The sequence below is a fragment of the Rhodococcus sp. KRD162 genome (genome assembly GCF_017168335.1).
GTDB lineage: Bacteria > Actinomycetota > Actinomycetes > Mycobacteriales > Mycobacteriaceae > Rhodococcoides.
The window spans coordinates 389,585-415,104 of record NZ_JABFAU010000011.1 but is presented as its reverse complement, the minus strand read 5'-3'; the positions used below and the strand labels follow the sequence as shown (position 1 = coordinate 415,104).

The window sequence follows — 25,520 nt, the reverse complement described above, 5'->3', positions numbered from 1 at the left end:
GGCACAGCCTCGCTCGGCTCTGGTGACGCCGACGCCATTGGGACCGCGTGAGGACGTGGTCGGGCTGAGCGCTTTTCCTGCGGGCACGTTTGTGCCAGATCTCGCTGTGTTGCCCCTTGACGGCTCTGGCTCGCGTGAGATCCATACCGGTCATCGCGCCCCTGGCGGCTCGTGGGCCTCGGTAGCGGGAGATATGTTGTACGGCGAGAGAGACTATTGAGAGGGACAAGCATGACTGCCGAGGGCTGGGAGAAGCTGCAGGCCGCGATTCCGGAGCTGGTGTACGTCGACTTCGACGATGACGCCGAACCGATCCAGATATCGCAATTCGTCCGCTTGCGTGACAGCGGAACCGGCCGTGACATCGTGTTCTACGAGAACGGTGGTGGAGTCGAGGCCAGGGTCATGGTCCCACCGGATCCGGTTGCCGCGCAGCAGTTGCTGAGCGTGCTGCAAACCCAGCCGTTATGGTTTCAGCCCGATGACAACGAACAACGCTTCAAAATCAGCCCGTGGAGCCCGACCCATTCCGAACCCAGCGAACTTCGGGAGGTATCGGCTTCGGTCGTCGCGGTCATGCGCGACGGGCTCGGAATGGAACTCGAGCGCATCCGCTACACCGCCGGTGACGAAACCGGATTCGACAGGTACCGGGGTGACCTGTTGATCGCTGAACAGCCCACCCAACGCGGAGCACCCGACCGATGCACCGACTGGACGGATTTCGCCGAGCGACTGGAATGGGTGCTGTGCACTATGCCCGGCTACGACATTGTGACCCTCATGGCCCCTGCAGTGAAAGACCTCGGCTCGATCCAATTCCAGCAGGTCAACGGGAGATTGGAGGCGAGCATGATCACGGCGGACACCGTTCCCGGTTCCGGTGATCTGGACCTTCGGCTGCGTGCACTCGGCTGGCGGGTAACAGAAGGACCGGGAGCCCCCGACGTGGAATGGCTGTATGGCCCGTTCAGTTCATCCGCCGGTTTCGTCGACCGCAGCCTCGACCGAATCCCACAGCTCACGGTCGACACCTTCCGCACTGTGCACGGCATCAACAGCCCACAAGAACTCGCCGTGAACGGTCGCCGAGATACCGTTGTATCCGGTAACCAGGCCTACATTGGCCGCGAATTGGGAATCCCGATCCAGGCCTACGAGCAGTAAGCACTGTCGCCGCTTCGAACCGCCAAGGCGGCGCGGAAGTTCCGTCAGGAGCTTTCCAGAGCTACCAGCACCCCACCAGAATGTACTGGTGCAGATCCCTTCTCGACGTTTGCATGCAAAACGTATGCTCGTCTGCATCGGCCTGTACGGGAATCAGCAGGTGGCGGACGTTCTTGCGCCGTACCGGGGGCGGCCCAGGCGCCACATCGAGCACCGCTGGTTCCGATCGGGAACCGCGATGCAACTGTTTCGGAACCCACCCCTGTAGGGTGTCGCCATGGCCTTTGACCTCGATGACAGAACTCTGGCTTTCGCAGAAACCGCGCGAAAGACCGCTAGAGAACTCGACACCAGCTTCGCTGCACTGACGGACATGCTGACCGTGAACCCCACAGTCAAACAGCTGCTCGCAGCAGGACTCACCCACGCCCGCGTCGCGCGAACGGTTCAGCTCCGCAAACAACAGGTCGGAATCATCGCTCGGACCCCGTTCCATGCCTCACCGTTCGCGCAATCGGTAGCGGTGGACCCGTGGAAACTTGGAGGCCAGCTGTGGGGCGGAACGGAAACATTCACACGCGCCGTCAACCACGCACTCGAATGGGACATCGAGCACCTCGACGACATCGCGCCGGTTCGTCAGCACGCAGCCGAGTATGGAATCAACACCCTTGAGGAGGAACTTGGCACCTACCAATGCGCCTATGCACGTTGCCAATCCGTGCATCCACACACGCCGCGGATCTCGGACGTGCACGACAAGCGCATCGCCGCCCTGCGGTGCGGCGTCCTCGGCGCAACCGAGAGCGACCTCCGAGAGGCCGAAACCTCCATCCTCGACCTGATCGACACACCACTCGTACCGGAAATCCCCAACCACATCTACACAGCCGCACACGGTCGAATCAGAGCAGACCAAGGCCACCCGTGGGAGCAGGCCCTCTTCGAGGCCCGTGAAGCCCGTGAAGCGGACGAACTGAAGAACTATGGGCGCCTACGCCCCACACTCGCCGACGACTCCTTAGATCCACGGATCCTCGCCCGTGACATCAAGCTCTTCAACTTCGGAGACCAACGCGTCGACCTCATCGAAACAACCCCTGCGACAGGCCCTTACCGCGGTAAGTCGCGCGAGAGCATTCTCAGAGACTTCGCTCTGAACACACTCCAAGTGAGCTGGGATCAGCATCAAACAATCTCCCCGACCAACCGTCCCGCGGAAGACGTCGAGCGCGAAATTGCTCACGCTCTTGCGAAGTACCTCTCCAACCGCGAAGCGGCTCGAAACGACCACTGAAGGGACTCCGACAAAAACCAAGCCGCGCAACCACATCGCGACGAGCACGCCGCCGCACTACGGGCCAACGCGAGGGACCAGCTCGTCGGCATGCTGGCTGGCCGTCTCCATCTCAGCGGCGGGCCAGGATCGCTCAATTCAAGTCGGACTTCGCCCGCCCCCCTCAAGGGAGAATCGATCCACGCCCGCACGCGCACGCCCCCAATCGTCGTTGGCGCGTAGTGCAGACCATCTGGTCAACCCATCGCGTGCACCCGCAAGGCCCCGGCTGCTTCTCTGTCAGATCGCAAACGCTCAGCGGGACAGCAAAGCCCCACCGACAGGGAATGGCGGTGGGGCTATTTGCGTTGTGTGACGGACGGCCTGGTCGCCGCAGTGGGAGCTGTTCGGAGGTCAACGAGCCAGCTGCTCAGGCTCATCTTTCGGCGTCCGTCAGGGCTGTTTCGGGTCTTCAATCTCGGCTGCAGAAATCATTTCCTCGCCGTGCCAATGCTGGATCTCCAAGGACCGTCGCCCACTGCCGAAGCCATTTCGCACCAATCGTTGGTTTCCCCGGATTCCGGGCAGTGCGTCCTGCGCTGCGTCACTCGACGCGTAGACGCCGAGAATATTTGATTGTTCGTCCGGTTCCTGTGCTGGATCTACGACGATCCACGTTTCCGCTTGATCTGCCACGGCCTGGGTCCTTTCAGCTGTTGCTAACTCATTGTGTCGAAACGGTTTCGGTGTCATCCCTTCGCTGCTTCGCACACGGTACCTGCGATCCGGCAGCTAGGGGACACCTGAAGTCCTGCGGGTGGCTTGTGTTTGCGGCAACTCCACGGGCGTCGTGATTTAGTTCGGTGGAGTGCCGGTCATACGTACAGACGTTCCGTCCCAATGGAATTCGACCGGTGTTCGTATTCCGTCGTTGCAGGCGTTGCAGGTTTGGCCTGTTTTGTAGGTGAGGACGACGGTGTCGTTCGTCGAGGATCCGATATCGAGGTCGGTGAATCCGTATGCCTTCGATGTTCCGGTTCCGAGGTATTCGCCGCGGTGGAACATCAGTGCCTGGACCGGTGAGCTACCTGTTGCGCCTTCGACTGTGACGAGAATGGTGGACAGGTCTGCGCATGGGTCGTAGTTGCTCGCGATGGGTGTGGTAGACCATTCGCGGCCGGTGATGGGTTCGGCTTGCAGTTGACCCAAGGCCGATGTCAGTGCCGCCGTATCTGATTCGCTGCATTCGGGCGTTGCTGGTGCGGCGGGTGCAGCCGGTGTGGATTCAGTGGCTGGAGCCTGCGACGTGCCGGGACTGGCGACAGCGCCTCGGTCGGTGATCGGCGTGCCGACGAGACATTGCTGGGGATCGTAGGTGTCGCCGAGTGATCCGGCCGGATTTACGCTGCTGGCCGGACCGGCGCGTAGGGCTGTGACGATGACCTTGGGTTGAAATGTTTCACCGGCAAATCGGTCGATGATGTTGTCGAGGTTGTAGACGAATTTGACTGTGTTTCCGGTGGAGGTGACCGATGTCAGGGGGTCGAGGTAGTACTGGTCGGGTAGTTCCTTCTCGTCGAAGATCCCTTCGCTGTACCAGTCCACTCCCGACGACCACTCGTTAGCCGTAACGCTGGCTGAGAGTGACGCTTCGGAACCAAGAACTACCACGTTGTAAATGAGGCTTCCGGGTTCGTCGATGAAGGTATCCATGTAGGGGGACTTGACCTGCTTCGGCTCGGCGGGGACGCTGTCCACGAACTCGACAGTGACGGCCAGCTTGTTGTCGCCGAGGTGCGTGAGCGTCGAGGAGTGCACCGTCGCCGCTGCGGGCGGTGCGCCAACGGTGTCGCTGACGGCCTCTACTGTGCAGCCCATCGAATAGGGGAAGGCGGACCACGTGTCGTCGCTGTCCTCTCGGTCGGCCATGACGACAACTCCGGTGACTGCAACCGCCACCGCGACGACCGCGGCAGCTCCACCGAGGAGTGCCCACTTCTTTCCATTCCGCTTCGGCGCGGTCGGAGCACCGCGTGCTGTGGGCATCGCTTGCGTGGCATCTGTCCAACGCTGCCCATCCCAGTAGCGCAACACGTTCGCAGCAGAGTCCAGATACCAACCAGCCTTGGCGCTACTACCCGGACCTTCAGGATTCGTCATTGATGCAGCGTATCGGTCGATATGGCGGAACCGGCCGGGGACACGATGGGCGTGTGCTGTGCTGCATTCAGTACTCGGCACAGCGTGATCCCACGCCTGGCCGTGCCGTAACGCGGCGCGTTACGCTTGTTTGTGTGGAGCGCCCTCCATGCCCCGCGTTCCGAGAGGCGGCACGACTGTGACCGGTCCACCCCCTCACGAACCGGTGCACCCAGGGACGACACTGCTACAGCAGTACATGCTCCCCCTTCGTCTCTCTCAGCGACGCCTGGCGCACCTTCTGGCCGTACCCCCTCGCCGCATCAACGAGATAGTGCACGGCCACCGCGCGATCACTCCCGACACATCACATCGGCTCGCCAAACTGTTCGGCGTCGACGAAGCACACTGGCTCGACTTGCAGACTCGGTACGACATCGAGATAGCCAAGGAAACAACGGATCTCTCGCAAGTTCAGCCCTTGGCCGTCAACCACCTCGTGTACCGGCTACAGCCGTCATGGAGGCCAAGACATCAACCCGACGTTTATGTCCCCGCGGATCTGCGCACACTCACCGGCCCCAGACAGGGCAGCTACGACCCACCGGTGAACCTGTACTGGCAACCAGGGGACATCGACTTCGCCACCACCGGCGATGTCGAACTGTTCTACTCATCGACCCTCACCTCAGCGAGCACTGCTGAACAATTCACGGAGTGGATCAACCGCGACGCCCTCGTAGCTCGCTGGAAACACCTCTCACTCCCCTCTCGCGTACGCAACGCGTGGGAAACCATTCACCCAGCCCTAAGAGACAAGGATTCTCACGCGAGCGACCGCCTCCGCATTCAAGACACGATCCTCATCACCATCGCCGAACACGGCTTCGCCCTCGCAGGCGGTTCTACACTCATCGGCTACGACGTGGTCTCACGCCACACCGACGACATCGAGGCCTTCGACGACTGCTGGGACACAGACGCATTCAATGCCGCACACACGAAAGTTCTGGACACATGCCGCGAAAACGGCTGGCACGCTGACACTGTCAAGAACGAAGACTTCGACAAGCAAGTACTCGTCGATGCAGGCAGAGGATCACCTGTCGTGGTCCAGATGGTCTACTACGAGCGGTCCAGCGACCCCGAACGCCGCACCGGTGGCGGCTTGCGACTGATCTTCGACGATGTCGTAGGCGGAAAGGGAGCCGCCGTCGCCGACGTGGCCCGCGGACGCGACCTGTTCGACCTGGCGAATATCCTCGAGACACCGGGCTGGTCACTCGGTCGAGTCGAAGATGCCATGCGCGCCATCAAATACGGGGACCAGATCGAGAACTTTCGCGCCAACATCGACCGGTTCCGGCGCGGCGATTTCGACGACGACATTCGCAAATCCGGTTTCGATGTCGCGCTCTGCCATCGCATCCTCGATCGACACTGACCGCGTCCGACCCCCACGCGGCTATCGCACATTCCACGGGCCACCTGTGGGGCGTCCAGTACCGCCGACAGAGCACCGTAAAGGCGTCAGGTATCTGTATCGGCCTCGGTGAAGATCAGCCGGAACGCAACTTGCACGGTCCCGAATTCGTCTTCGACGTTGAATCCGTTCTTCACGAACACGACGTTGCGAGCGCGGTCGGCGTCGGCGAAGTTGATCGCAGCTCCGGCGATGGCGATAACAGCCTCGCGGGGTTCTTTGAACTTCTCTATTGTCGTCCGGCGCGCGGTAGGAACTCGGTCGAATCTGACGAAGCTAACCACCAGCCGTCAGGCCTTTCGCGACCTTCCGTTCGACATCAGATCGCGCGCCCGATCGGAAGTGCGTGATATGACTATCGACGCTGGCCGAGTGAGCCGATACGCAGTCCACGCAGTGCACCTATCTGTGTAAATCGAGCCGAAATAGCGCTCCGAGGGTATCGCACGTGCAGCTCTGTCCCTCGCATCGGTTCAGCCAGCCAAGGCTTAGTCGGCTGACTGCTCACGCACCGCCTCCACGCTCGCGCAAACGCACATCATCACGTCCGCTGCCGTCGGTATGGTCTTCGAATGCGCGACAAGACGAACAAATACGCCATCCACGAAGAGGCTCGATACGGCACCGATCACCGCTGGAAAGCGGGGAGAGCTTACGGAAGCAAAAAGCATGTGCGGGTCGCAACTGATTGCTCGCCCGACGCTTCCGGTCAGTACGTCATCAAAGGTCCGCAGTTCGACGGCTACAAATCTGTCAAGCGTTTCCAGGACGAAGTCATGGGGATGAAGAGACTCACCGACGCTGGTACTGCAGGGGTTCTTCCCTTGACCGACTCCTCCATGACCGAGACCGAACTCTGGTACGTGATGCCGAAGGCGAAGCCGCTGGCGGAGCACTTGAAAAACGCGAGTTTCGACGAAGTGGTGCATGCATTCGCCACTCTCGCTGACACGTTGTCGGGGTTGACCGCAATCCCGAGCCCCGTCTCGCACCGTGATATCAAGCCGGACAACCTCTTTTGGCACCAAGAGGGTCCGGTGTTGGCCGACTTCGGTATAGCCGCCTGGGCCGATTCCGAGTGGGATTTGACTGCTGATGGCAACAAGATCGGCCCTATGTATTTTCTCGCGCCCGAAGCCAGGTATGTCGTTCACGGGATCGATTGGACAAAAGCAGATGTCTACTCCCTCGCGATGACCTTCTGGTCGATCGCCGCTCCCAGGCAGGAGAGCAACGGCAAAACGACCGTCCACGTGCCCCCGCCCGGGCCGGTATTGCGTTCACAGCAGCAGTTTTCCATGTACTGGTTCGGCGGGGAGGACGCCGCTGCACTCGATCTTCTCATCGAGCGGGCGACGGCCTTCAACGCCGACGACCGACCGACAGCGGCCGAGTTCGGTGACGAACTCCGCGCTTGGCTCGCCCTGTATCCCGGCCGTCACACGCCTCCCGCGCCTGTCGCAGAAAAGAATGGACGTGGGCTGGAGTATCTGAGACGAGTCCTCGAACAGCTCGATACGTACCAGCGAGACTTCCTCGGGGTGATCCGAAGTGAGTGCGAAGTCGCAGTCGGACCCGTCAAATGGGATGAGACTGTCAGTGTCGACTTCGAACCGCGCGGCAAATCTGGCTTCGACGATCAGCCTCGCTCTGCCGCCATCATGGATGAGCACGGCCGCTACGAGGACGACGAGTGGGATGGCTCTTTCGTTTTGGCGCTCCGCCACCGGGATGATCTCAAACGCCTCGTCGTCGGCGGACTTGTCGATCACACCGGCACGGTTGATCTGGTGACGGAGTACCAGGAACGCGTAGATGGGCGATGGCAACTCCTGGTGGCGGGCACGGATGCAGCGCTGCCGATCAACCGGCTGACGACGCGCAAGGACATCCGGGAGGCGATCGCAGCAGCGCTCGAGGCCGCGACCACTCCCCTCACCCGAAACGATGACGAGCGCGGATGGATCGGCGAACGCGTCCTCTGAATCGCACTAGCATCCCGATGCCTTTCGATTCTTCAGTTCGGCGGCACTAGTCAGTGACATGGAAGGCGTTGAGGCGTAGTCGATTTCCTACTACCCCTCGACACCTTCTCGGCTCTTGCGGGCAGCAGGTGTGACACAGCCGCCAAACCCCGAGAATGGAACAGCCTGCGGGACAGGCTCGTTCCGACGGCGCCGGTCACCATTGACATAGTGCAGGCGGAGCGCTAACCCCTCTACCCGACAGGCTTCCAGGTCCCCAGCCGCGAGGCGGTGAATTGGCCGTCATTGGCGCCGATCGTGACGGTGACTTGCTGAGCGGAGGAGACGAAGTTGTTGTCGATGATGTCGCCGGAAACGCTTGTCCTCTCCCAATATCCGTCTTTGAAGAGGCGGTCAGGTGCAGTCGTCTGGTAGGTACCGGGAGGGATCTGTCCGGGGCCGGTGCCGACGATGTAGGTGGAACTGGGGAACCAGCGCTCGATGTCCCCAGCGAGGACCCGGCGGTACGTCTCTTTGATCCTGTCGTCGCCGAACACCTCGATGCCCTTGGCGAGCATGTCGACGTTCCAGGTCTTCATCCAGTCTTCGAAGACTTGCGTCGGGGAGGTCGCCGCGGTCTTGCTGTCAGCGCGCTCGTTCACCTGGCGGATGAAGCTGATCATCGCCGTTGCCGGGAGCCGAACCGGATCGGTCGTCGATCCTGAGTTCGCAGGTGGCGTGAAGTTCTTCGACACCGGCCACCGTCGGTCGTAGGCGAGTTTGTTGAACTGGTCCTCTGGTGTGTCGGCGAATGTCGGTAGAGCTCGGCGCACCAATTCGGTCGGAGCGAACGGGGTGTCCGCTATCTCGATGTCCGCGATCGTGAATTCGAAGTCCTTGCCGGTCTTGCTGGCAAGGTCGTCACTGGAACCGTCGTGCCGTGGGCCGGTCACTTGAGGCAGGAGGCCGAAGGACATCTTGTATTCGAAGTCGTTGGTGATCTTTTCGTTCTTCGACGCACCCTTGTTGTCGAACGAGTAGTACGTATCGACGGGATTTCCGTCATGGCGCACTTCGACTTTCGCGCGGAAGTTCTTCACTCCCCCAGGTGTGACCGGCTCGAGTTCGACGTGCACGACCGGGCGGTTCGTCCCCATGGGGCCTGATGCGGTCGCGGTCGAGTAGTAGAACGATGCACTGACACCGTCGACTTCGACGATCTTGCGATTAGCCGATTTCACGGACTGGTCGACGATGACTGTCCGGCTTTGTGCCTCTTCCTCGGCTGACGAGCTGCCGCAGGCGGTGATGATTGTCGTCCCGAGAACTGCCGTCAGCCCGATGACGAGGCCCTTGATCATGCGCATGGCACGTCCGATTGTTGCCGGGGCGCCTGATCGGGTTGCTGAGCGAGTCGACAGATCGGTGAAAGCGGCAGTGGTGTCATCTCATCCTCGGTATCTGGAACTTTGCCCACGCTTTACTGAGCGGGAGTCCAGAGAATACTTACCAGAGGGTGCGGCCGAACACCTAGCTCAGCGGTGTCTACCTCGGCGGCAGCGTCTCTCACCGCTGTCTGATCTCCCTGTTCCACGCGGTGGACGCGATGCAGACACCTCGACGAGCTTCTGACGCGCTCGTTGATCGATGCGCACCAATCGCCAAAGGGCGCCGTGGGCACCGCTGTTCAATCCGAGTCGGGTTCAAAGAGGCTCGGTCCGACCCTCTCCTCGATCGACCGAAATGTGGTTCCGCGGTAGAGCCGCACCACCCCTGCTGCGCCGCTGATGGCGCCGAGCGCCAGCATGACGATCCCGTTTGGCTCTTGGGGACCGAACACTGCGAGCGCGACACCGATCACCACGACGGCGATCAGGATCGCCACGGTCCCCTCGATCTGCATGGCGTGTCCTTGCCCCGCGTATCGCGGACCTGGCGCCTGTTTTTTCGTCATCGCTTCTCTCCCCTGTTCAGCGCCCAGACTATCGTCCGGTGCCGACTACAGCCGCGATCGATCCGGGGGCACTCACGTGGGAAGATCCTTCGATGTCCATGCAGCAGCCAGGAACGCCGCCGTCCCGCCAGCCCCTGCTCTGGGCGTTGGGTGCGGTCTCACTTGTCGCTGTCGCCGCCATCGTCCTCGCCGCCTTCCTGGTGGGCCGTCAGTCCACGCAGCCAGGATCCTCGCCCGCCACTGTCCAGGAGTTCACCTACCCGCCCGCCCCGACCACTCCGGACGAGCCGGAGGCCAGCCGCTACTTGGACGGCATCGATGTCGCGAAAGGCGTGAGCAAGGTCGTCGCCGAGTCGTACGGCGCGAAGGATCTCACCGATATCCACTGCCCGGATCGAGAACCCATCCAGATCATGAACACGTTCACGTGCACGTTCCGGATCGCTGGCGAGGCTAGCGAGGTCACTGTCACGGTCACCGATTCCGATGGCTCGTTCGAGGTCAGCCGTCCGCGCTGACCTGGCGCTCTCCGGCCAGGAAGGTCGCCCATCCGTTACTTCCTTCGTGGGATTTCCACCACCTGTCGACCAGATCCACTTTGACAGTCCACTCCTCGGATTCGGGATCGGCACGTACGAATTGGGATGCAGGGAAAACCCAGGCTCTGCGGTCCTTGAACGCCACCAGGCGCTCCGATCGTCGGCGCCGTGCGACCTCGGATTCGCTGATGTCCAACAGGGCCGCGACGATGCGGATGTTCAGCAGCCATTCCGGCGCGTCATCGTCGGCTCCGACACGGACGGGCCGGTTTCTCATCAAACGTGTTACCGCAGCGTTTATTCCGTCGATGACGGCGTCATCTCGCCTGTCACGGACGCCGCCGTTCCCGGGGAACAATTCTTGGACGCGCTTACCGAAGTGCTTGATCACCCGGTGGCGCCGACCGGGCGCACCCTCCCACACTCTGCGCGGATCCACCTCGGGGGCGGCGTACCCCGGGACGGAGGTCAGTCCGTCGATCAGGGCATCGACTTTCCTCTTGGCGCCGTCCCTCACGATCATGGCCATGGACGAATTGAACTCGATCCCAATGTCCGTCGGTTTGTCGGCTGTTTCGTTCGGTCCACCGACACCCGGCGCCGCCTCGACATCAGCACGGAAGTGTTCGCTGAGGTAGTCGTAGATGTTGACTGCAAGGACGAGATTTCTCTCGACGATCCCCCAGTCGACGTTCACACCCAACTTGCCTGGATCGACTTTCAGCGCGTAGGACGGGTGCGCCGCAAAGGAATTCCTCAGCGCCTTGACGTACCCGATTTCGAGTTTGGTGTGCACCATGAACTCGGTACTGATTGTCAGGGCGGACCGTGGGTAACGCCGCGTACTGGCGTCGACCGGGTTGGTGAGGTTCGCGATATGCGCGATGGTTTCGAGGTCCGCGTCGGTCCCCGCCGGACTTCGATCGCTCGACTCGATATTCGCTCTGATCCGCGAGATGACTTGCACCAAGGACTTCGTATTCGCATTGCGATCGAAGACACCCGCCACGTCGATGATCGCAACGCGCCCTTGTGCCCGCAGCAAACCGAGTACGGCCTCGCGCACGACCGCGTTCGCCATGACGATCGGCTCGCCGAGTGCGCGCGCCACGTAGTGATACGTGTAGTAACTGTCGATCGCCTGCCCGATCAGGAGTTCCCCCGCATCCGCATGCACCTCGTCGACCGGTATCGCTGCGCTCAACTGTTGGAGCAGTGATTGCTCAACACCTGACAGAACGGAATCGGTATCGGCGGACCGATCGGCGAGGCCGAAGTTCTCTGCAAGTGGCGGATTGCTGTCTTCGGTTGGGCCGAGAACACCGAACATCCCCATCATCGTTTATTCCGTTCCCTGTGGCAGCAGCGTCTCGACTATCCTGCCATCCCAGCCATCCGCCTCTACGTGGACCGGAAAGCACCTTCACTGCCCCTACAGCCGACGAATCGGCCCCCGCCGACTTTTCAGTCAGCAGGGGCCGAGAACCGCAACACACCCCAACACAGGCCCACGAGCGGTGGGACCGTTTCGGAACTTACAACGGCGTGACGATGCTGCGCAACGCGGTGTCGATGTGGTCACTGTTGTAGCCGTGATCGTCGCCGAAGGCGGAGTACCCCTTCACTGCGTGGAACAGATCCCACCGGTACCTCACGTCCAAGTCTTCGACAGCATCGGCGCGGGGGAACTCGCCCTTGCGGTATTTCTCGCGCACGTCATCCGTGTCCACCGGCTCGATCAGTTCCTTCAGCGCCGCAACATGCTGCTCTGTCACCTTCACTGCGCACACCCTTTCTCTGCCTTTGATTCTGTTCTCCCGCAATCGTATAGCGGATTGCGCCTTGGCAGTCGGATCGGCGAGCTGACCAACCAGACCACGTTCCACGTTGCGCGACAACACCTTCGCGCACTCGACGTGACCTTCAGGCCACTGTCACGAATCCGTTGAGACGAACTGCGACTCCCCTGCTGCGGCTAGTGTCGAGCAATGGCGTTCGTCGGAATAATTGTCAACAGGCTTCCCGAGCGGGTTCTCGTGAGAATTCTCCCTCACGCGGAGATGCTCAAGTTCCTGGTCGTCGGCGGTATCGCCTTCATCGTCACCACGGTGTTGTTCTTCGGCTTGAAGTGGACAGTGCTGCCCGAGCATCCGGTGACAGCGAACATCCTCGCGATACTGGTCGCCACGGTCGTGTCCTATGTCCTCAATCGCGAATGGTCGTTCGCGCAGCGCGGGGGCAGGCAGCGGCATCACGAGGCAGCGTTGTTCTTCGTGATCGCCGGGGTCGGGACGGGCATCAATCAGATTCCGCTGTGGACTTCGCGGTACGTATTCAATTGGCGGCAACCGGAAGTGTCCATGGTGATGGAAAATCTGGCGGATTTCGTCAGCGGCTCACTGATCGGAACACTTCTGGCGACAGGCTTCCGATGGTGGGCGATGCGCCGATTCGTCTTCCCGGACGAAATCCTCGACGGCCCTACTGGTCTCGACAACGACGTCCCGCCTGGCCTCGATGTTCCTCCTTCCGAGACGACAGCGCTCGACTGACCGTTCGAGGCAAGCACATTCCACGCCGGTTTCCATCCAGCATCTCCTGAATTGCCACCGCCCACGGCCGGTGCGGTCACAACGTGACGATCTGCATCCCGTGCGTGTAGATCACGCTCGTTCGTCCCACCTGTTCGAGAACAGGGTTCGGGTACGTATGCCCGTGCAGCAGGTACCGCGGGCCGACCACGTCGACGTACTCTCGCAGCGCCGTGATGCCCACGTGGGCCGCGTCGCTACTGTCGTTGATCCCTTCCGGCGGAGCATGGGTAACAACGACATCGACCTTCCATGGATACGCGGCGAGGATCGCGGCGTATTCCTCCTGTGTGTACAGCACATCCGGCTCGTTCTTGTACCGCACACATCCTTCGAGACCGACGACACTCATCCCGTTGGGGAGCCGCCCTCTCCTGCCGTGCAAGTCGGTAATGCCGAGTTCGTCCAAATATCCTCGGGAACAGTGATTCCCGTAGACGCCGAACTTCGGAATCGTCACGGACGCCAGGTCGCGGAGGTAGTACTTGTGCAGGTCTCCGCAGGTGATGACGCACTCGATGTCGTTTTCGACGATTGTCGTCAGAAGGTCCACTTCGGCCGGTCGGTCCGCCAGAATCATCGTTCGCACGTCTCACCTCGAGATTGGGCCGGTCGCATCACGCGACAGCGTTGTACCGCAGATGTTTACACATATGCAGTTGGCGTGGTTCGCACGGCGGTTCCGCGTCGCGACCGCTCTCGCAGTCAGGTCCGGCGACCGGAGCGGTACGCTCCCGGCACTTGTCCAACTAGCAGGAGGCCCTTGTGCAGTCCCGTCGACGCTTTTCCGCCGCAGCCGCGATCTTCTGCGCTGCCGTGTTGGTCTCCGCTGCGTGTTCGAACGACTCGACACGGGGTCAGGCGGTCGCAGCGGACGCTGCCTCCACCAGCACGACGAAGACCACCGCCCGCGACGTCTCGGCGCCGTCACGGCCGTCCACGACGACGAAAGCGCCCGGTGTGTCCAACAGTGGGCCGACGGCACCTGAGGTCGTCGAGCAGGGATGGAGCTTGGTCGCGGACGGCGACTTCGTCACCTACGGCATCCGGGTTCACAATCCGGGGTCGGCTGTCGCCTTCTCCGAGGTCACGGTCACCGCCCTCGACGCGTCGGGCACACCGCTGGAAACGAAGCAGGAGACTGTGGCCTTTCTCGCCGCTGGCGCGGACGCCTACGTCGGCGGCATGCTCATCGATTCGTCCGCCATCGCCGATCTGAAGGTCACCACCGATCCGGGCCGGTCACCGTCGCGTTCGGATCCGCAGGTCACCGTCACCGCTGAGGCCAAGCTCCTGGGAACCGGGTACGACACTCGGGTCGCATTGACCGCGCAGTCCGACAGCGCGACCACCCTCAAGTCCCCTCAGCGGATCTTCTACGTTTTCCGTGATGCGGGCGGCGAAATCGTCGGCGGCATGTTCGGTTTCACGCAGAGCGCCATCCCGCCGAACGGCACGATCAACGAGGCCACACCGGTCACCGGATTCGCTCCGGCGACCGCCACCTCCGTCGAAGTCACCGTCAGCGCGTTCTGACTACGGGCCCACCGATTGCGTCATACTGAAGGTCGAAGCAAACGCGAACGCCGCCAGTCGATTCCGCGCAGGAATCCAGGAAGTAGAGAGAGCCACCGTATGAGTGCCACCAGCATCAGTCCCGGGGACACCGTCCAGAGGATCGTCGCCGACGGCGTCGGCACCAACCAGGACCGTTTCACCGCACGCGTCGTCGCTGTCGAGGGCAGTTACGCCAGCCTCGAGGACGGCCGCTGGTTCGACGTAAACGGCGAAGCACACGACATCGCCACACCGGGCAAGGTCCACACCGATCTGCTCCGCAAGATGTTCTGACACCCACTCGCACCCTCGCAACGGCTCCCACCCCTTCCCCGGGTTGGGAGCCGTTCTTGTCGATCACAGTCCACCAGTGCACGCCCGCGCCATATCCGAGAACCCCTCAGCCGCAGCAACCTTCCCCGACCACGACACGGATTTCTCACCTATCCTCGACGCATGAGTTCCCCCGCCGCTGAATCAGATTCACCACTCAAGACCTTCCGATTCCACTGGAAGGACGGACAGCCGAGCACCGACTACCAGGGCACCAGCGCCCGCGACGCCCTCACTCGAAACGGATACGGACAGGGCGTGATGGTCGGCTTGGACTACTGGGAACCACTCGACACCTAACCGCACCTGACCGCATCGGAGAAACAGCTCATGACAACGAACGAACCCACCCGCAGCGACCTCGTCAGCGGCGTCCCCGAGAACATCGCTGGCCCCGACCCCGACAGGGCAAAGTACGTTCCCGGCGTGCAGTGGAACCCCGAGACCGGGCACTACGAATCCGCTGACGCGGATCGGGTGTAAATTCGACTCGTACACAACAACACTCAAGCCCCTGCCCACCGAGAAGGTCGGCAGGGGCTTTCCCATGCCCGCACGACGAACTGTTCACCCTGGTCCGGCGACGACGCTCCGCCTCGCTCGGTCGCGAATACCACCATTCAGCATCACCCCCCTCGAACTCCATTGGCGCCCAACATGTCGAAGACGCACCCCACCTGAGACCTACACCGGCAGTGCGCCGCCCGCTCCAGAACCAGGCCTCCGCGCCTGCGCCTCCATCCAGTTACCCTCGACCAATGCACCCTCTCCCCCACCCTGGACAGTTACCGCCCGGACCGATGGCATTGCATGTGGAACACCTCTGCATGGCGTTCGGCGCGAAAGTTGCTGTGAACGACCTTTCCCTCGCGGTGCCCTCAGGTTCGTTGTTCGGCCTGGTGGGCCCTAACGGTGCGGGAAAAACGACCACACTGTCGATGGCTGTCGGATTGCTTCGCCCGCACTACGGTCGCAGCCTGGTGTACGGCTACGACGTGTGGAACGACCCTGTGGCAGCGAAGAGTCTGCTCGGCGTTCTACCCGACGGTTTGGCGCTACCTGCCCAGTTCACCGGTCATGAACTACTCACCTATTTCGGGCGACTGCGCGGTATGCCAGAGGACGTCATCGCGTCACGACGCGACGAACTGTTGGCCGCGCTCGATCTCGCCGATGCAGGTGGAACGGTCATCGCCGATTATTCAGCGGGTATGACGAAGAAAATCGGGTTGGCCTCGGCCTTGTTGCACGGCCCTCGCTTACTGGTACTGGATGAGCCGTTCGAAGCTGTCGACCCCATTTCTTCGGCCGGAATTCGGAGCATTCTGCTCTCGTTCGTCCACTCAGGTGGCTCGGTCATTCTTTCCAGTCACGTGATGGCCCTTGTCGAACAACTGTGTACTCACATCGGAGTCATCGCAGACGGGCGCGTCGTGGCTTCAGGAACGGTCGACGAGGTGCGCGCAGGCAACACTCTCGACGAGGCATTCGTTCGCCTTGTCGGTAGCCGCAGTCCCAGTCCCGACGGACTGTCATGGATGCGCGCATGAGCATTACGAGCTTGCCGACGTCGCGCAGCGCCCGAACCTCACTGTGGCGCACTGTTCTCCGCATGCGCGTGACCCTCTACAAACGTCAATTCACCGGCGGCAGAGCCGTCATCAAGGTCGTGGCAGCACTCTTCGGCGTTCTGGGGGCAGCTCTGCTGTGCCTGCAAGCCTCGGGGACGAGCGCGAGCTCTTCCGAACTCGTCGGCGGCACAACCAGTCTCGCACTGTCGGCTATCGGCGTGATGTGGATCTTGATGCCGATCATGTCTGGTCTGTCAGATGACAATCTTCACCCCAGACAGTTCCAACTACTCCCCCTGGAACCCGTCCGACTCGCCAGAGCACTGTTCTCGACGTCGCTGGTCGGTATGACCGTGCCGATTACCGCGTTGGCTGCAGCAGCGATTCCAATTTATGCCGCTACACACCACCCTGCCGCACTGCCATTGGCCATTATCGCTTGGCCCGCAACGGTCCTGCTCATTGTCGGCACCTCACGGGTCGCGATGCTGGCGATGTCGCAGCTCCTGCGGAGTCGTCGCAGCCGCGAACTGGGACTGTTGGCATTCGGCACGTTCTTCGGCGGGCTGTATCTGCTGCAATTTCCGCTGCAGAGTCGCCTCGGCACGGTCGTGGACGGCGACGTCACGTGGCCGCTCACGGTCGCGCATTCGATCCCGTTCGCGTGGGGAATCACCAGTGTCGACGCAGCAGCAGGAGGCGCCTGGCTCCTCGCCGCCGGAGCAGTCCTCGCCCTGGTGCTGGTCGATCTCGCACTGCTGTGGTCATGGCAACGCCTGGTCGTTCGCTACTTCAACGGGAAGGTCGCAGAATCAGCGGGCGCCACTTCCGTGCAATTGAAGAACCAGGGCCGCGACATTCGAACCGGTTGGCGCGCATCCCGACTGGGCACCGTCATCTCTCGCGAGCTTTCGCTCTGGCACGGAGACATGCGCCGACGAACACAACTGCTCTCCGTTGCCATCATGACCTTGGTCTCCGGCTTCGGACCGCTGATCTCGTCATCGATCCCCTTCTCCGCCGCATGGGGTGCCTGGTTCCTGATCTACCTGGCAATGGCAGCCGGATCGAATCTGTACGGATTCGACGGCGCATCGATCTGGCATCTGGTGATGATCCCCGAAGCCGCTGCCGCTGACGTCCGGGGCCGACAAATCGCGTGGGCAATCGTGATGACACCCTTCGTGGTCGTCGCAACAGCTGCTGTACGGATCTTCGGGGACCTCGGGACCGACCGACTGGCCGTGCCGATCGCCGTCGGCATTTCGATGATGGGAGTCGGTGCAGGATTGGTAGTGGCGATATCCGCCAAAGCGCCCTACCCGGTTCCGGAGATGAAGAAGACGTTCTCCTTCAACACCCGCGGGTCTTTCAACGGCTCGTCCTTCGGACTGATCATCCTCGGCATCGTCATCTTCGCCGCGACAACGGCGCCCGGCGTTCTACTCGGGGCGCTGCTACCGAACCCGGTGAACTATTTCGCCATCCCGGTCTCTGCTGCGATTGGCGCACTGGGCGCGTGGATCGGGGGCCGCGTCGCGATCACCCGTATGCAACGCGAGCCGGACCGGATCCTGTTCGCCGTCACGACAACATAGCCGCCCGGGACAACCCGCAGGGGCCACGTTGGCAGCAATTCCAAGCCGACCGGTACGGTTACAAAGCATGTTCACCGTTTGCCGCCGCGTCTCGATCGCCGTCTCCTCCCTCGCCCTTCTGACGAGTTTTTCCATCATGGGTGCTCCTGCAACACACGCACTTCCGGCGATACCTACGGGTTCGTCGGCGACGGGATCGATCGAGACGCCTGCGGGTATCGACAGCGAGGTGACCTTCGAATCTCGCGGGATCACGTTTTACGGGAGCCTGAGGTCACCCTCGGGCGTCGAGCATGCTGATCTCGCTGTGCTGCTTCTGCCGGGAAGCGGTCCGACCGACCGCAACGGCAATCAGGAGAACGCCATGGTCTTCCCGAATACTCTCGCGCATGTGGCAGACGCACTTGCGGCACAGGGGATTCCGAGCCTTCGGTTCGACAAGTTCGGATCCGGGCGCACAGGCCTTGCAGGTACGTCGCCGGACGCTTTCGACTACGGCTTCGACATGCAAGTGGATGACGCGCACAGCGCGCTCGACTTGCTCGGCGACCTGACGTCCACACCTGCCACGCGCACGGTCGTACTCGGGCACAGCGAAGGCGCCCTGACCGCGCTCGCCCTGCAACAGCGCACTGCACTGCCGCTCGCGGGACTCGGCCTGCTGCAACCTCTCTCGCAGCGATACCTTGATCTGCTCTCGCACCAGATAAGCGCCAGCCTCGACCGCACCGTGCAGGGTGGGCAACTCTCGGAGACCGACGCTGACGCCACACGCGACAGTCTCGCTCGCACAGTGCAGTCCCTACGAGAGAGCGGCACCATCCCCGCCGACCAGGATCCGCGACTCGAAACCGTCGGATTCGTCCCCGCCAACGCCCGCTTCCTCTCCGAGGCCGACCGCTACGATCCAGCCGAGCTCGCCGCAGCCCTGTCGCCTTCCACGCCCGTCCTGATCACGTGCTCCGAAAAGGATCTCAACGTCAGCTGCGACCAGGTGCACCGTTTGCACTCGGCAGCCTCACTCGAGGCGACCACCTTCCTGCAGCTGACGACCGCGAACCACGGACTCGGCGACATCGGCGTCCTTGCACCCGGGCAATGGGACGCGATTGCGCCGGTGCCCCTCTCAGGCCAGTTCACGCAGGCACTGAGCCAGTGGATGACGTCGGTCGCGCAGCGCTAGCCGGTCAACGCCTTAGAACACCTCGTTCCGGTGGGCGGCACGTTGCGCACCTCTAGCGACCCGTACGTTCGGGCCGCCCCCTTGGCTCGGCGCCACTCACCCAGAGCCGCTATCGCAACCACGAAGGCGACACACATCATCCTCGACCAGGGTCTCCAGTCTGTGCTGGTCTAATCGGGGCATGATCACACGAGGCTTGGTCGATGCCGAGCACCACACGTTCCTCATCTCCGCGCCCGACACCGATCCCACGGAAACCTATTCCGAGGGGCAGGTGTTCGATGCAGGCAATAACCTGATCTCCGTTCACACCGGCATCGCCTACGGACCGGTGAACGTCACCCTCGAACAGCTCTCCGGCGACGACGACATGTTTCTCAACGGTGGCCCCGCGATCGACCTCGACGCCTGGGACAACGTCGAAGAGGTCCACGTGGTGTGCCGCCAACCGATGCTCTTCATCACCTTGTCGAACGAAATCGTCGAGGAGTTCGGGGAACTCACCTCCCCCATCGGCGCGCGTTGCTTCCGTATCGCCACGCGAGGACGTGCCGAGCACTGGGACATGGACGTCGACTCGGCTACCGAGGACTATCTCATCCAGACTTGGCCCGCTGGCAGCCCGTCGATGATCCGCGAGATCAAAGCCTCCGACGGTGTGTGGCCCGTCGAACACTGAACCGGCGCCTGCCGACCACCCTGACTGGGACGCCCGTTTTGAAGGAGTGATGTGATGTTGGTCGAAAGCAAGCCCTGGCCGAGTATGCCTGCCCTCGCCCTGGAAATTCACGCGCCTCGGCTGGTCGCGGGGCAGGAGATTCGCGTCATCGGAGTTTCCTTCGGCTCAGAAGGTGATTCCCTTGTCATCGATGCCCTTCTATGCGGTGCGCCCAGAATCTTGTTCAACGTGGCGTCGATGCCGTTGGCAGTGGTGTCGAAGCAATCGGACGGACATCCGACCGTCTACGGCGTCGACGGAATGCTCCCCGACGGCGGAATCGACGAAATCCCCCTACTACCGGGACTTCCCGACGGGCCGATGTCCTTGTACCGCGCCGGGCTGGTGTTGGGCGGCGACTTCCGCGTCCAAGCACAGGCTTACCGTGTGGTGGACGGGATCGTGTACTTCTCGCTGCACTGCCGCACCGAGAACGGGACGCTGGTGGACTACGACGTCGCCTCCGTCGCGGTCGATCTCATACGCCACCGCCCCGGCGGTGCCCTCGACATCGACGTCGTCGACACCACCGACGCTCCCACCGCAAAATGTCGCACCACCACCACTCAGCCGTAGGGATTGGGGGCCAGGGCCTGGTCAGTGGCCCGTAACTCCAACCCGTCTGGTCGCCCGTCATCACCTGGCAGCGCACCCCCCGCGGTGCGTCCCCCGCCCATGCCGGGCGTTGCGGGCGGGGCCGTCTTAGTCTTCTGACGTGAACGCGATGATTCTTCCTGGTGCCGGACAGCGGGTTGCCCGTGCCGAGGTCGGGCACGCGGTGCAGTTCGAAACTGACGAGCGCGTTCGATACTTTGTCGAGGAGAATCCCGTGCTCACCCGCCCCGACGACACCGAGATCACCATCACCCTTCCGGCACGTGCATCCGGGGCTGACATCGCGGCAGAACTGATCGGCGCGACAATCGAACTCAGCACCTGCCCCGCAGACGGATCACTCGTCGTACTGTTCGACACAGGTGCCGTGTTGTCGGTGCCACCGTCGCCGGACTTCGAAAGCTGGAACGTCTCCGCACCCGGGAACGTGCTCGTCGTTTCGACACCTGGTGGCACGATCGCAGCGTGGAACTGGCCCAGCCTGGACTGAGGTGGCCATCCATGAGTACCCACAGCGGCGTCCGAGCCCAATCCCAAGACGACAGTGTTGTCGCATCATTCCCCCTCACCGGAACTCCCCGACCGCCAACCGAAAGGACACACCGCTGTGGCTTCCGATCGCACGCACGACACTTCACCCGAATCGCCAGATCCTCACACGCTGATCCTGGAGGTAGCCGACGACTACGTACACGGCCGAACGTCTTTGCACGCCTTGGTGACCGTCTACGAAGCCATCGTCGACAAGTACGAGCTCGAACAGCGTGATCGCCACGAAGACCTACGCTGGGCGTGGTTGCAGATCGAAATCATGAACGCGCTACGGCACGCTGACCCGAGCCGCGCACCGCAAGACGAGAAAGAGGTGCGCGAAACCGTCGACGGGTTCGTTACAACATTTCAGTCGATCCGTTCTTCGGAAAGCGGCGCCTGATCTCGGCAACACGCCGGGACGGGCTGACCGGCGAGCGCAGAAACGCTCCGGCACCCTCTACTGGATGACCGGAGCGAATCATGCGGAGAAGCAGCGCTTGCAGTTCCCTTAAAACCTCTCTGCAACTTGCCAGTTCGTGTGCTAGCGAAAGTGAATCAGGAAGACCTTCGCACCAGGTCGCGCGGATTCTATCCACGTTCCGTCTGATGCGGCCCAAGTCCAGCCGCGGTCCCGCTGTTCGGGTGTGTGTTGCGAGACGAGCGGATACTGACCATTCTTCGCTGAGAACCCGGTGATCATGGACAGGTGGTCGATCGTGCCGTCGGCTCCATTGTCCCAGTCATATGCGATCAGGTCGCCGACGGAAGCCTGTGGCACCTCGTTCTTTCGCCAGTTCAGAGGGATTTTCGTCGCCACTTTAGCTTCCTTCACGAGGTAGTCGGTGAGCTTGTCAGCGACTGTGGCGGTTGCGGTCGGTCGTGTGAACGCGCCGAATCGACCGCCCCCCACATTCTCTGGATCGGAGCTGTCGAAGTTCCAACGCGAGGTCTCGTCGAGGCCGCCGTGATACAACGCACGGCTGACGAAGTAGGTGCAGTCGGCGCCGAACGTCGGCGGGTCCATCGCGTGTGTGCGTGCCCATGCAGCTGCGACCTCAGGGTTGAGCGTGGAGCTGCTCGCCGAGGCCTGAGTAGCAGTTGCGGTGCCGCAAATCACGGTGGCCACGAGTACGGGGATTGCTATCCAGGTTGCGAATCGAGATTTCGTCGATGCGGTCATGATGGTGCGGTCCTTTCTCCAAGGGCCTAGCCAGGCCGGGAGCCAAGCTCCCTGATATCACCATATGTGCAGCGTACGAGGCTGTCCACAGAAATTCTGAACCAGAATATCCTCAAACCTGCGCAGCTTTTCTGATACTTTTCCTGACATGCTTCCACCGGTCTCAGGACAAGCACTCAAGTTCACCCCAGCGCGACTATCCGCGTACCTCGAAGTTATCCAGGCTCGCAGCTATCGTGCAGCTGCTTCGCAGTCGGCGAAAAGCGAAGCCGCCTACCGCCTCGCCGTGAGCGAACTGCAGGGCTATGTCAACGGCGGAGCCCTACTCAAGAAATCTCCTGACGGAACGCTCGTCCCGACGTCCCTGGGAACAACGGTTCAGCGCCAAGCAGAGCAGATCCTCCGTTTTTGCGAGGGGCTCACCGAGATGACGACGCCCTCTGCGACGGTCTCTTTCCTGCCTCATCACACACAATTTCTTGCCAGAGCTATCGCGCGAGTGGAACGAGCACGCAACGCAACTCCTCAATCAACTACGCAAGTGACCATTCAAATTTTGCCGGACCGATATCGGTCGACAGAGATGTTCAACCGCCAAGCCATCGAACCGTTACGTGCCGGACTTCTCGACCTCGTCGTCGGCCCCCCACCAGATATCCGAAACGTCAGCGGCTCAGTGCGATTGGAGAACACCCTCCTCTACACGCCACATCTGCAGGCGATGCTATCCCGCCGCGACCCGCGCCAATCCCTACGAACATCAGAGCTAGGGACCACACCATTACTGTTGCCGCCGAACGCCGCTCGGTCATATCAACTACTCCTACACGCTCTCCGCCGGGACGATCCCCACGCTATCTTGACCACAGCCCAGCAGGCATGGGAAACCAATGTTCTCGTCACCCTCGGCAGAGAACATCTCGGCACGGTGATCGTCGGGTCTGACATCGCGTGCATGTACAAACAACAGCACGAGTTCGCAGGCAAGGATGCAAAGAAGTTCAAGTGGGTACCTGTCCTCGACTCGAACCACGAAAAGTTGTCCTACGAAGTTCATCTCACCCGAAGAGCTGACGATGAAGACCCTTTGATTCGACGAATGACCGACGAGATCATGGACTCTGCTGAACACCTCAGACCGGACCTCGAGGGCGCGACGCTATGACGTCAGACTGCCCGCCCTCAGCCATGCCGACTTGACGGCTCGCGTGTGCGCAATTCCCTCACTGGTGGGTAGTCTGACCCACCGCTTCGCAGTCGCATGGCCGTGGCATGATCTTGTCGCATGACTGGCATTCGGATCGCGTGGCTTGCGTTGGCAATCGCGGTGGGGGTATTGGGATCGGCGAGCGCTCAGTGGCCGGTGTACGAAATCACCAGTTGCGAAATCGGTTTCGACTCGTTGCCTTCGGCGGTATGCCTCGGCACTGTTCACGAGTACTTCGGTCGCCAACTGTTCCTGGTGTTGGCTATTCCTGTGGCGCTGTGCATCGTTCCGTCGGTGATCCCGCGGCCTGTGGTGTCTTGGCTCGTTGCCGGTGCGATGCTCTCCACTGCGGTGTGGGGCTTCGCCGTCGCGTTCAGCTCCACAACCCCGTCTCTGGTAGCGATGGTGGGTAGTGTCCCGGCGGCCTTGCTTGCGTTGGTTCTCGCCGCGACGCATCAGGTGATTGCCGTGAGGGACAGGGCTGCCGCGGGGACTACGCTCCGAGCCCGACGTTAGTCCAAATGTCGAGGTAGGTGGAATAGTCGACGAGGTACGGGGCCTCGTCTGACGACCACACCACCCCTCGGGCGGCGTCCCCGTCGACGTACAGACAGAGGTATCCGCCGCCACCGGAGTGGAACGTTGCGACGCAGCGCGAGGGGTCGGGGTACTCGTCGGGGGCGAGACCGTCCAGGATTTCCCACTCGACAAGGACCGCCGTCCCAGTTGGCGAGTCTATGTCCGGCACACCAGGTGCCGCTATGGTCAGAAACATGCGCCTGCCTGCCATCGTTGCCTTACTACTTCCCATCGTCGTACTCACCGCATGTTCGGAGTCGACACCCGGCGATGCCGAGCAAGCACCCCCGCCTGCCATCGAAGCCGACGCCGCGGCGTCTCAAGCCGAGCGGACCTTTGAACCTGAGCCGTGGGTTGGGCCGAGCGACGGCTCATGGGACTATGGCGATGTCGGCTACGGAAACACTTGGGAAGGCAGGCTTTCCGACTATCGACTGACCACAGTCGGCCTGCCAGAGTTCGGTCCGCTCATTGACGCGAAAGTCGAGGCCACCGGCACATTTCACATCGAACGTCACCAGGATCGCGGATATTACGACTCGATCCTTGATGACCTTCGTTTCGGCTTCACCCCCGGCAATGCCCACTGGGAGAAGCACGACGAAAGCTACGGGCTGAGGACCCGCACGACGTGTGCACAACCTCTCATCGCGGTCGGAGACACGACTGAATGCCGAGTGACATTCGCTGCTCCAACGGAAGAAATGCAGGACTTCAGGTGGTGGCTGAACGGCTCCAGCATCGCCGCGTGGCCGGGCCAAACCACCGACTAGCCTCGGGCTTCCCGCTAGTTCACGCAACCCGTGGCACCAACAGAGCATTGTTGCCCATTCGCTGGGTTACTGAGACTTGCCGCAGCTGAATGGATCTCCGACCGAGTGCCATTCAGGTGAGCCTGATACGGAAATCCGTTGTGACACTTCCGCCACGACAAGCGGGAGGATCGATACACTCGTGCCCTCCGCAGATCGCGAACTATTCCGTCGAAAGGTTATGCAATGGGGACGCTTTGGTTGGAATCCGATGACTTCGGAGCTAGATGGGGCGACGTGCCCGATAGTGCATCGGAGAAAATACTCGACAAGGCCACCACGCTGATCGGATCGCCGCACGCTGTGACCACAGCATGGACTCGGCCCGGCAATGGCCAATTCCTGATAGCCCGGGATCAGGTGCACACCTTCTGGAATCACGCGTCGGAGGCTTGAGGTTCCCCCCGGATGGTGGACACCGAGATAGCGGGACCGATAGTTCCGCTGGAAGGATGTCCCCATGTCCCGCAAACGCAGGTCGTTCACGACCGAGTACAAGGTCGAGGCCGCCCGTAGGGTG

Annotated in this window: 30 protein-coding genes; 20 read left to right on the top strand and 10 right to left on the bottom strand. The window is 61.8% G+C overall.

The annotated features are described in order from the left end of the window. The first annotated feature begins 231 nt into the window (after positions 1-231). Both J1M87_RS16520 and J1M87_RS16515 read left to right on the top strand, forming a co-directional pair. Positions 232-1,167: a hypothetical protein gene (locus tag J1M87_RS16520; RefSeq protein WP_206490554.1), complete on the top strand. Its 936-nt coding sequence runs from the start codon at positions 232-234 to the stop codon at positions 1,165-1,167. 277 nt (positions 1,168-1,444) lie between these two features. Next, positions 1,445-2,464 carry a hypothetical protein gene (locus tag J1M87_RS16515; protein WP_206490553.1) on the top strand — a complete coding sequence of 340 codons (1,020 nt, stop codon included), beginning with the start codon at positions 1,445-1,447 and terminating at the stop codon, positions 2,462-2,464. Positions 2,465-2,896: 432 nt separating this feature from the next. On the opposite strand, the gene J1M87_RS16510 is transcribed toward J1M87_RS16515, so the two are convergent. Both J1M87_RS16510 and J1M87_RS16505 read right to left on the bottom strand, forming a co-directional pair. Beyond that, positions 2,897-3,139, bottom strand: coding sequence for a hypothetical protein (locus J1M87_RS16510; RefSeq protein ID WP_206490552.1), 243 nt, complete (start codon positions 3,137-3,139; stop codon positions 2,897-2,899). 159 nt (positions 3,140-3,298) lie between these two features. Further along, complete coding sequence (locus tag J1M87_RS16505) at positions 3,299-4,603, bottom strand: LppP/LprE family lipoprotein (RefSeq protein WP_206490551.1); 1,305 nt, start codon at positions 4,601-4,603, stop codon at positions 3,299-3,301. A 178-nt stretch (positions 4,604-4,781) separates the two neighbouring features. Here J1M87_RS16505 and J1M87_RS28710 point away from each other — a divergent pair, with 178 nt between their 5' ends. Next, on the top strand, positions 4,782-6,026 hold the full coding sequence (locus J1M87_RS28710; protein WP_307830827.1) for a HigA family addiction module antitoxin: 1,245 nt from the start codon (positions 4,782-4,784) through the stop codon (positions 6,024-6,026). A gap of 86 nt (positions 6,027-6,112) precedes the next feature. Here J1M87_RS28710 and J1M87_RS16495 read toward each other — a convergent pair whose 3' ends face one another. Next, positions 6,113-6,349 (bottom strand): hypothetical protein, encoded by a 237-nt coding sequence (locus tag J1M87_RS16495; protein WP_206490550.1) that lies wholly within the window; start codon positions 6,347-6,349, stop codon positions 6,113-6,115. Between the two features lie 288 nt (positions 6,350-6,637). Between J1M87_RS16495 and J1M87_RS16490 the strand changes: the two genes are divergently transcribed. Further along, positions 6,638-8,050 carry a protein kinase gene (locus J1M87_RS16490; RefSeq protein WP_206490549.1) on the top strand — a complete coding sequence of 471 codons (1,413 nt, stop codon included), beginning with the start codon at positions 6,638-6,640 and terminating at the stop codon, positions 8,048-8,050. Between the two features lie 233 nt (positions 8,051-8,283). Here the strand turns inward: J1M87_RS16490 and J1M87_RS16485 are convergent, their stop codons facing one another. Beyond that, positions 8,284-9,396, bottom strand: coding sequence for a hypothetical protein (locus tag J1M87_RS16485; RefSeq protein WP_206490548.1), 1,113 nt, complete (start codon positions 9,394-9,396; stop codon positions 8,284-8,286). Positions 9,397-9,716: 320 nt separating this feature from the next. Next, positions 9,717-9,932 carry a hypothetical protein gene (locus J1M87_RS16480; protein WP_206490547.1) on the bottom strand — a complete coding sequence of 72 codons (216 nt, stop codon included), beginning with the start codon at positions 9,930-9,932 and terminating at the stop codon, positions 9,717-9,719. A gap of 89 nt (positions 9,933-10,021) precedes the next feature. Here J1M87_RS16480 and J1M87_RS16475 point away from each other — a divergent pair, with 89 nt between their 5' ends. Beyond that, complete coding sequence (locus J1M87_RS16475) at positions 10,022-10,501, top strand: DUF4333 domain-containing protein (RefSeq protein ID WP_206490546.1); 480 nt, start codon at positions 10,022-10,024, stop codon at positions 10,499-10,501. On the opposite strand, the gene J1M87_RS16470 is transcribed toward J1M87_RS16475, so the two are convergent. Both J1M87_RS16470 and J1M87_RS16465 read right to left on the bottom strand, forming a co-directional pair. Beyond that, positions 10,485-11,861: a hypothetical protein gene (locus tag J1M87_RS16470; protein WP_206490545.1), complete on the bottom strand. Its 1,377-nt coding sequence runs from the start codon at positions 11,859-11,861 to the stop codon at positions 10,485-10,487. The genes J1M87_RS16475 and J1M87_RS16470 overlap by 17 nt on opposite strands. 196 nt (positions 11,862-12,057) lie before the next feature. Next, positions 12,058-12,303, bottom strand: a complete 246-nt coding sequence (locus tag J1M87_RS16465; RefSeq protein WP_275233098.1) for a hypothetical protein — start codon at positions 12,301-12,303, stop codon at positions 12,058-12,060. Positions 12,304-12,510: 207 nt separating this feature from the next. Between J1M87_RS16465 and J1M87_RS16460 the strand changes: the two genes are divergently transcribed. Then, positions 12,511-13,074 (top strand): GtrA family protein, encoded by a 564-nt coding sequence (locus J1M87_RS16460; RefSeq protein WP_206490544.1) that lies wholly within the window; start codon positions 12,511-12,513, stop codon positions 13,072-13,074. A gap of 76 nt (positions 13,075-13,150) precedes the next feature. Here the strand turns inward: J1M87_RS16460 and J1M87_RS16455 are convergent, their stop codons facing one another. Continuing rightward, positions 13,151-13,693 carry a metallophosphoesterase gene (locus J1M87_RS16455; RefSeq protein WP_374222398.1) on the bottom strand — a complete coding sequence of 181 codons (543 nt, stop codon included), beginning with the start codon at positions 13,691-13,693 and terminating at the stop codon, positions 13,151-13,153. A 185-nt stretch (positions 13,694-13,878) separates the two neighbouring features. Between J1M87_RS16455 and J1M87_RS16450 the strand changes: the two genes are divergently transcribed. The 11 genes from J1M87_RS16450 (at position 13,879) to J1M87_RS16400 (ending at position 21,622) form a co-directional block, all read left to right on the top strand. Next, on the top strand, positions 13,879-14,649 hold the full coding sequence (locus tag J1M87_RS16450) for a hypothetical protein (RefSeq protein ID WP_206490543.1): 771 nt from the start codon (positions 13,879-13,881) through the stop codon (positions 14,647-14,649). Between the two features lie 99 nt (positions 14,650-14,748). Then, positions 14,749-14,964: a hypothetical protein gene (locus tag J1M87_RS16445; protein ID WP_097388284.1), complete on the top strand. Its 216-nt coding sequence runs from the start codon at positions 14,749-14,751 to the stop codon at positions 14,962-14,964. Positions 14,965-15,126: 162 nt separating this feature from the next. After that, positions 15,127-15,303, top strand: a complete 177-nt coding sequence (locus J1M87_RS16440) for a hypothetical protein (RefSeq protein WP_206490542.1) — start codon at positions 15,127-15,129, stop codon at positions 15,301-15,303. Between the two features lie 30 nt (positions 15,304-15,333). Further along, positions 15,334-15,486 carry a hypothetical protein gene (locus tag J1M87_RS16435; protein WP_206490541.1) on the top strand — a complete coding sequence of 51 codons (153 nt, stop codon included), beginning with the start codon at positions 15,334-15,336 and terminating at the stop codon, positions 15,484-15,486. A gap of 317 nt (positions 15,487-15,803) precedes the next feature. Next, entirely contained in the window at positions 15,804-16,553 is a 750-nt protein-coding gene (locus J1M87_RS16430; protein ID WP_241256981.1) for an ABC transporter ATP-binding protein, read from the top strand. Next, positions 16,550-18,172 (top strand): ABC transporter permease, encoded by a 1,623-nt coding sequence (locus J1M87_RS16425; protein ID WP_241256980.1) that lies wholly within the window; start codon positions 16,550-16,552, stop codon positions 18,170-18,172. Before J1M87_RS16430 ends, J1M87_RS16425 begins: the two co-directional genes overlap by 4 nt. 67 nt (positions 18,173-18,239) lie before the next feature. Then, positions 18,240-19,355, top strand: coding sequence for an alpha/beta fold hydrolase (locus J1M87_RS16420; protein ID WP_206490538.1), 1,116 nt, complete (start codon positions 18,240-18,242; stop codon positions 19,353-19,355). 181 nt (positions 19,356-19,536) lie between these two features. Next, positions 19,537-20,034, top strand: a complete 498-nt coding sequence (locus tag J1M87_RS16415) for a hypothetical protein (RefSeq protein WP_206490537.1) — start codon at positions 19,537-19,539, stop codon at positions 20,032-20,034. 54 nt (positions 20,035-20,088) lie between these two features. Beyond that, the gene (locus J1M87_RS16410) at positions 20,089-20,649 is read left to right on the top strand and encodes a hypothetical protein (protein ID WP_206490536.1); all 561 of its coding nucleotides are present in this window, start codon (positions 20,089-20,091) and stop codon (positions 20,647-20,649) included. Between the two features lie 148 nt (positions 20,650-20,797). Next, on the top strand, positions 20,798-21,178 hold the full coding sequence (locus J1M87_RS16405) for a DUF6188 family protein (RefSeq protein ID WP_241257080.1): 381 nt from the start codon (positions 20,798-20,800) through the stop codon (positions 21,176-21,178). Between the two features lie 117 nt (positions 21,179-21,295). Beyond that, the gene (locus J1M87_RS16400) at positions 21,296-21,622 is read left to right on the top strand and encodes a hypothetical protein (RefSeq protein ID WP_206490534.1); all 327 of its coding nucleotides are present in this window, start codon (positions 21,296-21,298) and stop codon (positions 21,620-21,622) included. 141 nt (positions 21,623-21,763) lie between these two features. On the opposite strand, the gene J1M87_RS16395 is transcribed toward J1M87_RS16400, so the two are convergent. Beyond that, positions 21,764-22,402, bottom strand: coding sequence for an amidase domain-containing protein (locus tag J1M87_RS16395; RefSeq protein ID WP_274610949.1), 639 nt, complete (start codon positions 22,400-22,402; stop codon positions 21,764-21,766). A gap of 148 nt (positions 22,403-22,550) precedes the next feature. On the opposite strand from J1M87_RS16395, the gene J1M87_RS16390 reads away from it, so the two are divergent. Then, the gene (locus tag J1M87_RS16390) at positions 22,551-23,567 is read left to right on the top strand and encodes a hypothetical protein (RefSeq protein ID WP_206490532.1); all 1,017 of its coding nucleotides are present in this window, start codon (positions 22,551-22,553) and stop codon (positions 23,565-23,567) included. Positions 23,568-23,687: 120 nt separating this feature from the next. Next, the gene (locus tag J1M87_RS16385; RefSeq protein ID WP_206490531.1) at positions 23,688-24,125 is read left to right on the top strand and encodes a hypothetical protein; all 438 of its coding nucleotides are present in this window, start codon (positions 23,688-23,690) and stop codon (positions 24,123-24,125) included. On the opposite strand, the gene J1M87_RS16380 is transcribed toward J1M87_RS16385, so the two are convergent. Beyond that, complete coding sequence (locus J1M87_RS16380) at positions 24,103-24,399, bottom strand: hypothetical protein (RefSeq protein ID WP_241256979.1); 297 nt, start codon at positions 24,397-24,399, stop codon at positions 24,103-24,105. The genes J1M87_RS16385 and J1M87_RS16380 overlap by 23 nt on opposite strands. On the opposite strand from J1M87_RS16380, the gene J1M87_RS16375 reads away from it, so the two are divergent. Beyond that, entirely contained in the window at positions 24,383-24,961 is a 579-nt protein-coding gene (locus J1M87_RS16375; protein WP_206490530.1) for a hypothetical protein, read from the top strand. The two genes, J1M87_RS16380 and J1M87_RS16375, sit on opposite strands and share 17 nt — an antisense overlap. Positions 24,962-25,520: the final 559 nt, after the last annotated feature.

What these genes read in the sequence shown, in the direction of transcription:
- J1M87_RS16520 (WP_206490554.1), top strand. Translation starts at nt 232, where the DNA reads ATGACTGCCGAGGGCTGGGAGAAGCTGCAGGCCGCGATTCCGGAGCTG.
- J1M87_RS16515 (WP_206490553.1), top strand. Translation starts at nt 1,445, where the DNA reads ATGGCCTTTGACCTCGATGACAGAACTCTGGCTTTCGCAGAAACCGCG.
- J1M87_RS16505 (WP_206490551.1), bottom strand. Translation starts at nt 4,603, where the DNA reads ATGACGAATCCTGAAGGTCCGGGTAGTAGCGCCAAGGCTGGTTGGTAT.
- J1M87_RS16490 (WP_206490549.1), top strand. Translation starts at nt 6,638, where the DNA reads ATGCGCGACAAGACGAACAAATACGCCATCCACGAAGAGGCTCGATAC.
- J1M87_RS16485 (WP_206490548.1), bottom strand. Translation starts at nt 9,396, where the DNA reads ATGCGCATGATCAAGGGCCTCGTCATCGGGCTGACGGCAGTTCTCGGG.
- J1M87_RS16480 (WP_206490547.1), bottom strand. Translation starts at nt 9,932, where the DNA reads ATGCAGATCGAGGGGACCGTGGCGATCCTGATCGCCGTCGTGGTGATC.
- J1M87_RS16470 (WP_206490545.1), bottom strand. Translation starts at nt 11,861, where the DNA reads ATGATGGGGATGTTCGGTGTTCTCGGCCCAACCGAAGACAGCAATCCG.
- J1M87_RS16460 (WP_206490544.1), top strand. Translation starts at nt 12,511, where the DNA reads ATGGCGTTCGTCGGAATAATTGTCAACAGGCTTCCCGAGCGGGTTCTC.
- J1M87_RS16455 (WP_374222398.1), bottom strand. Translation starts at nt 13,693, where the DNA reads ATGATTCTGGCGGACCGACCGGCCGAAGTGGACCTTCTGACGACAATC.
- J1M87_RS16445 (WP_097388284.1), top strand. Translation starts at nt 14,749, where the DNA reads ATGAGTGCCACCAGCATCAGTCCCGGGGACACCGTCCAGAGGATCGTC.
- J1M87_RS16440 (WP_206490542.1), top strand. Translation starts at nt 15,127, where the DNA reads ATGAGTTCCCCCGCCGCTGAATCAGATTCACCACTCAAGACCTTCCGA.
- J1M87_RS16435 (WP_206490541.1), top strand. Translation starts at nt 15,334, where the DNA reads ATGACAACGAACGAACCCACCCGCAGCGACCTCGTCAGCGGCGTCCCC.
- J1M87_RS16430 (WP_241256981.1), top strand. Translation starts at nt 15,804, where the DNA reads ATGGCATTGCATGTGGAACACCTCTGCATGGCGTTCGGCGCGAAAGTT.
- J1M87_RS16425 (WP_241256980.1), top strand. Translation starts at nt 16,550, where the DNA reads ATGAGCATTACGAGCTTGCCGACGTCGCGCAGCGCCCGAACCTCACTG.
- J1M87_RS16420 (WP_206490538.1), top strand. Translation starts at nt 18,240, where the DNA reads ATGTTCACCGTTTGCCGCCGCGTCTCGATCGCCGTCTCCTCCCTCGCC.
- J1M87_RS16415 (WP_206490537.1), top strand. Translation starts at nt 19,537, where the DNA reads ATGATCACACGAGGCTTGGTCGATGCCGAGCACCACACGTTCCTCATC.
- J1M87_RS16410 (WP_206490536.1), top strand. Translation starts at nt 20,089, where the DNA reads ATGTTGGTCGAAAGCAAGCCCTGGCCGAGTATGCCTGCCCTCGCCCTG.
- J1M87_RS16405 (WP_241257080.1), top strand. Translation starts at nt 20,798, where the DNA reads ATGATTCTTCCTGGTGCCGGACAGCGGGTTGCCCGTGCCGAGGTCGGG.
- J1M87_RS16395 (WP_274610949.1), bottom strand. Translation starts at nt 22,402, where the DNA reads ATGACCGCATCGACGAAATCTCGATTCGCAACCTGGATAGCAATCCCC.
- J1M87_RS16390 (WP_206490532.1), top strand. Translation starts at nt 22,551, where the DNA reads ATGCTTCCACCGGTCTCAGGACAAGCACTCAAGTTCACCCCAGCGCGA.
- J1M87_RS16385 (WP_206490531.1), top strand. Translation starts at nt 23,688, where the DNA reads ATGACTGGCATTCGGATCGCGTGGCTTGCGTTGGCAATCGCGGTGGGG.
- J1M87_RS16375 (WP_206490530.1), top strand. Translation starts at nt 24,383, where the DNA reads ATGCGCCTGCCTGCCATCGTTGCCTTACTACTTCCCATCGTCGTACTC.
- J1M87_RS16380 (WP_241256979.1), bottom strand. Translation starts at nt 24,399, where the DNA reads ATGGCAGGCAGGCGCATGTTTCTGACCATAGCGGCACCTGGTGTGCCG.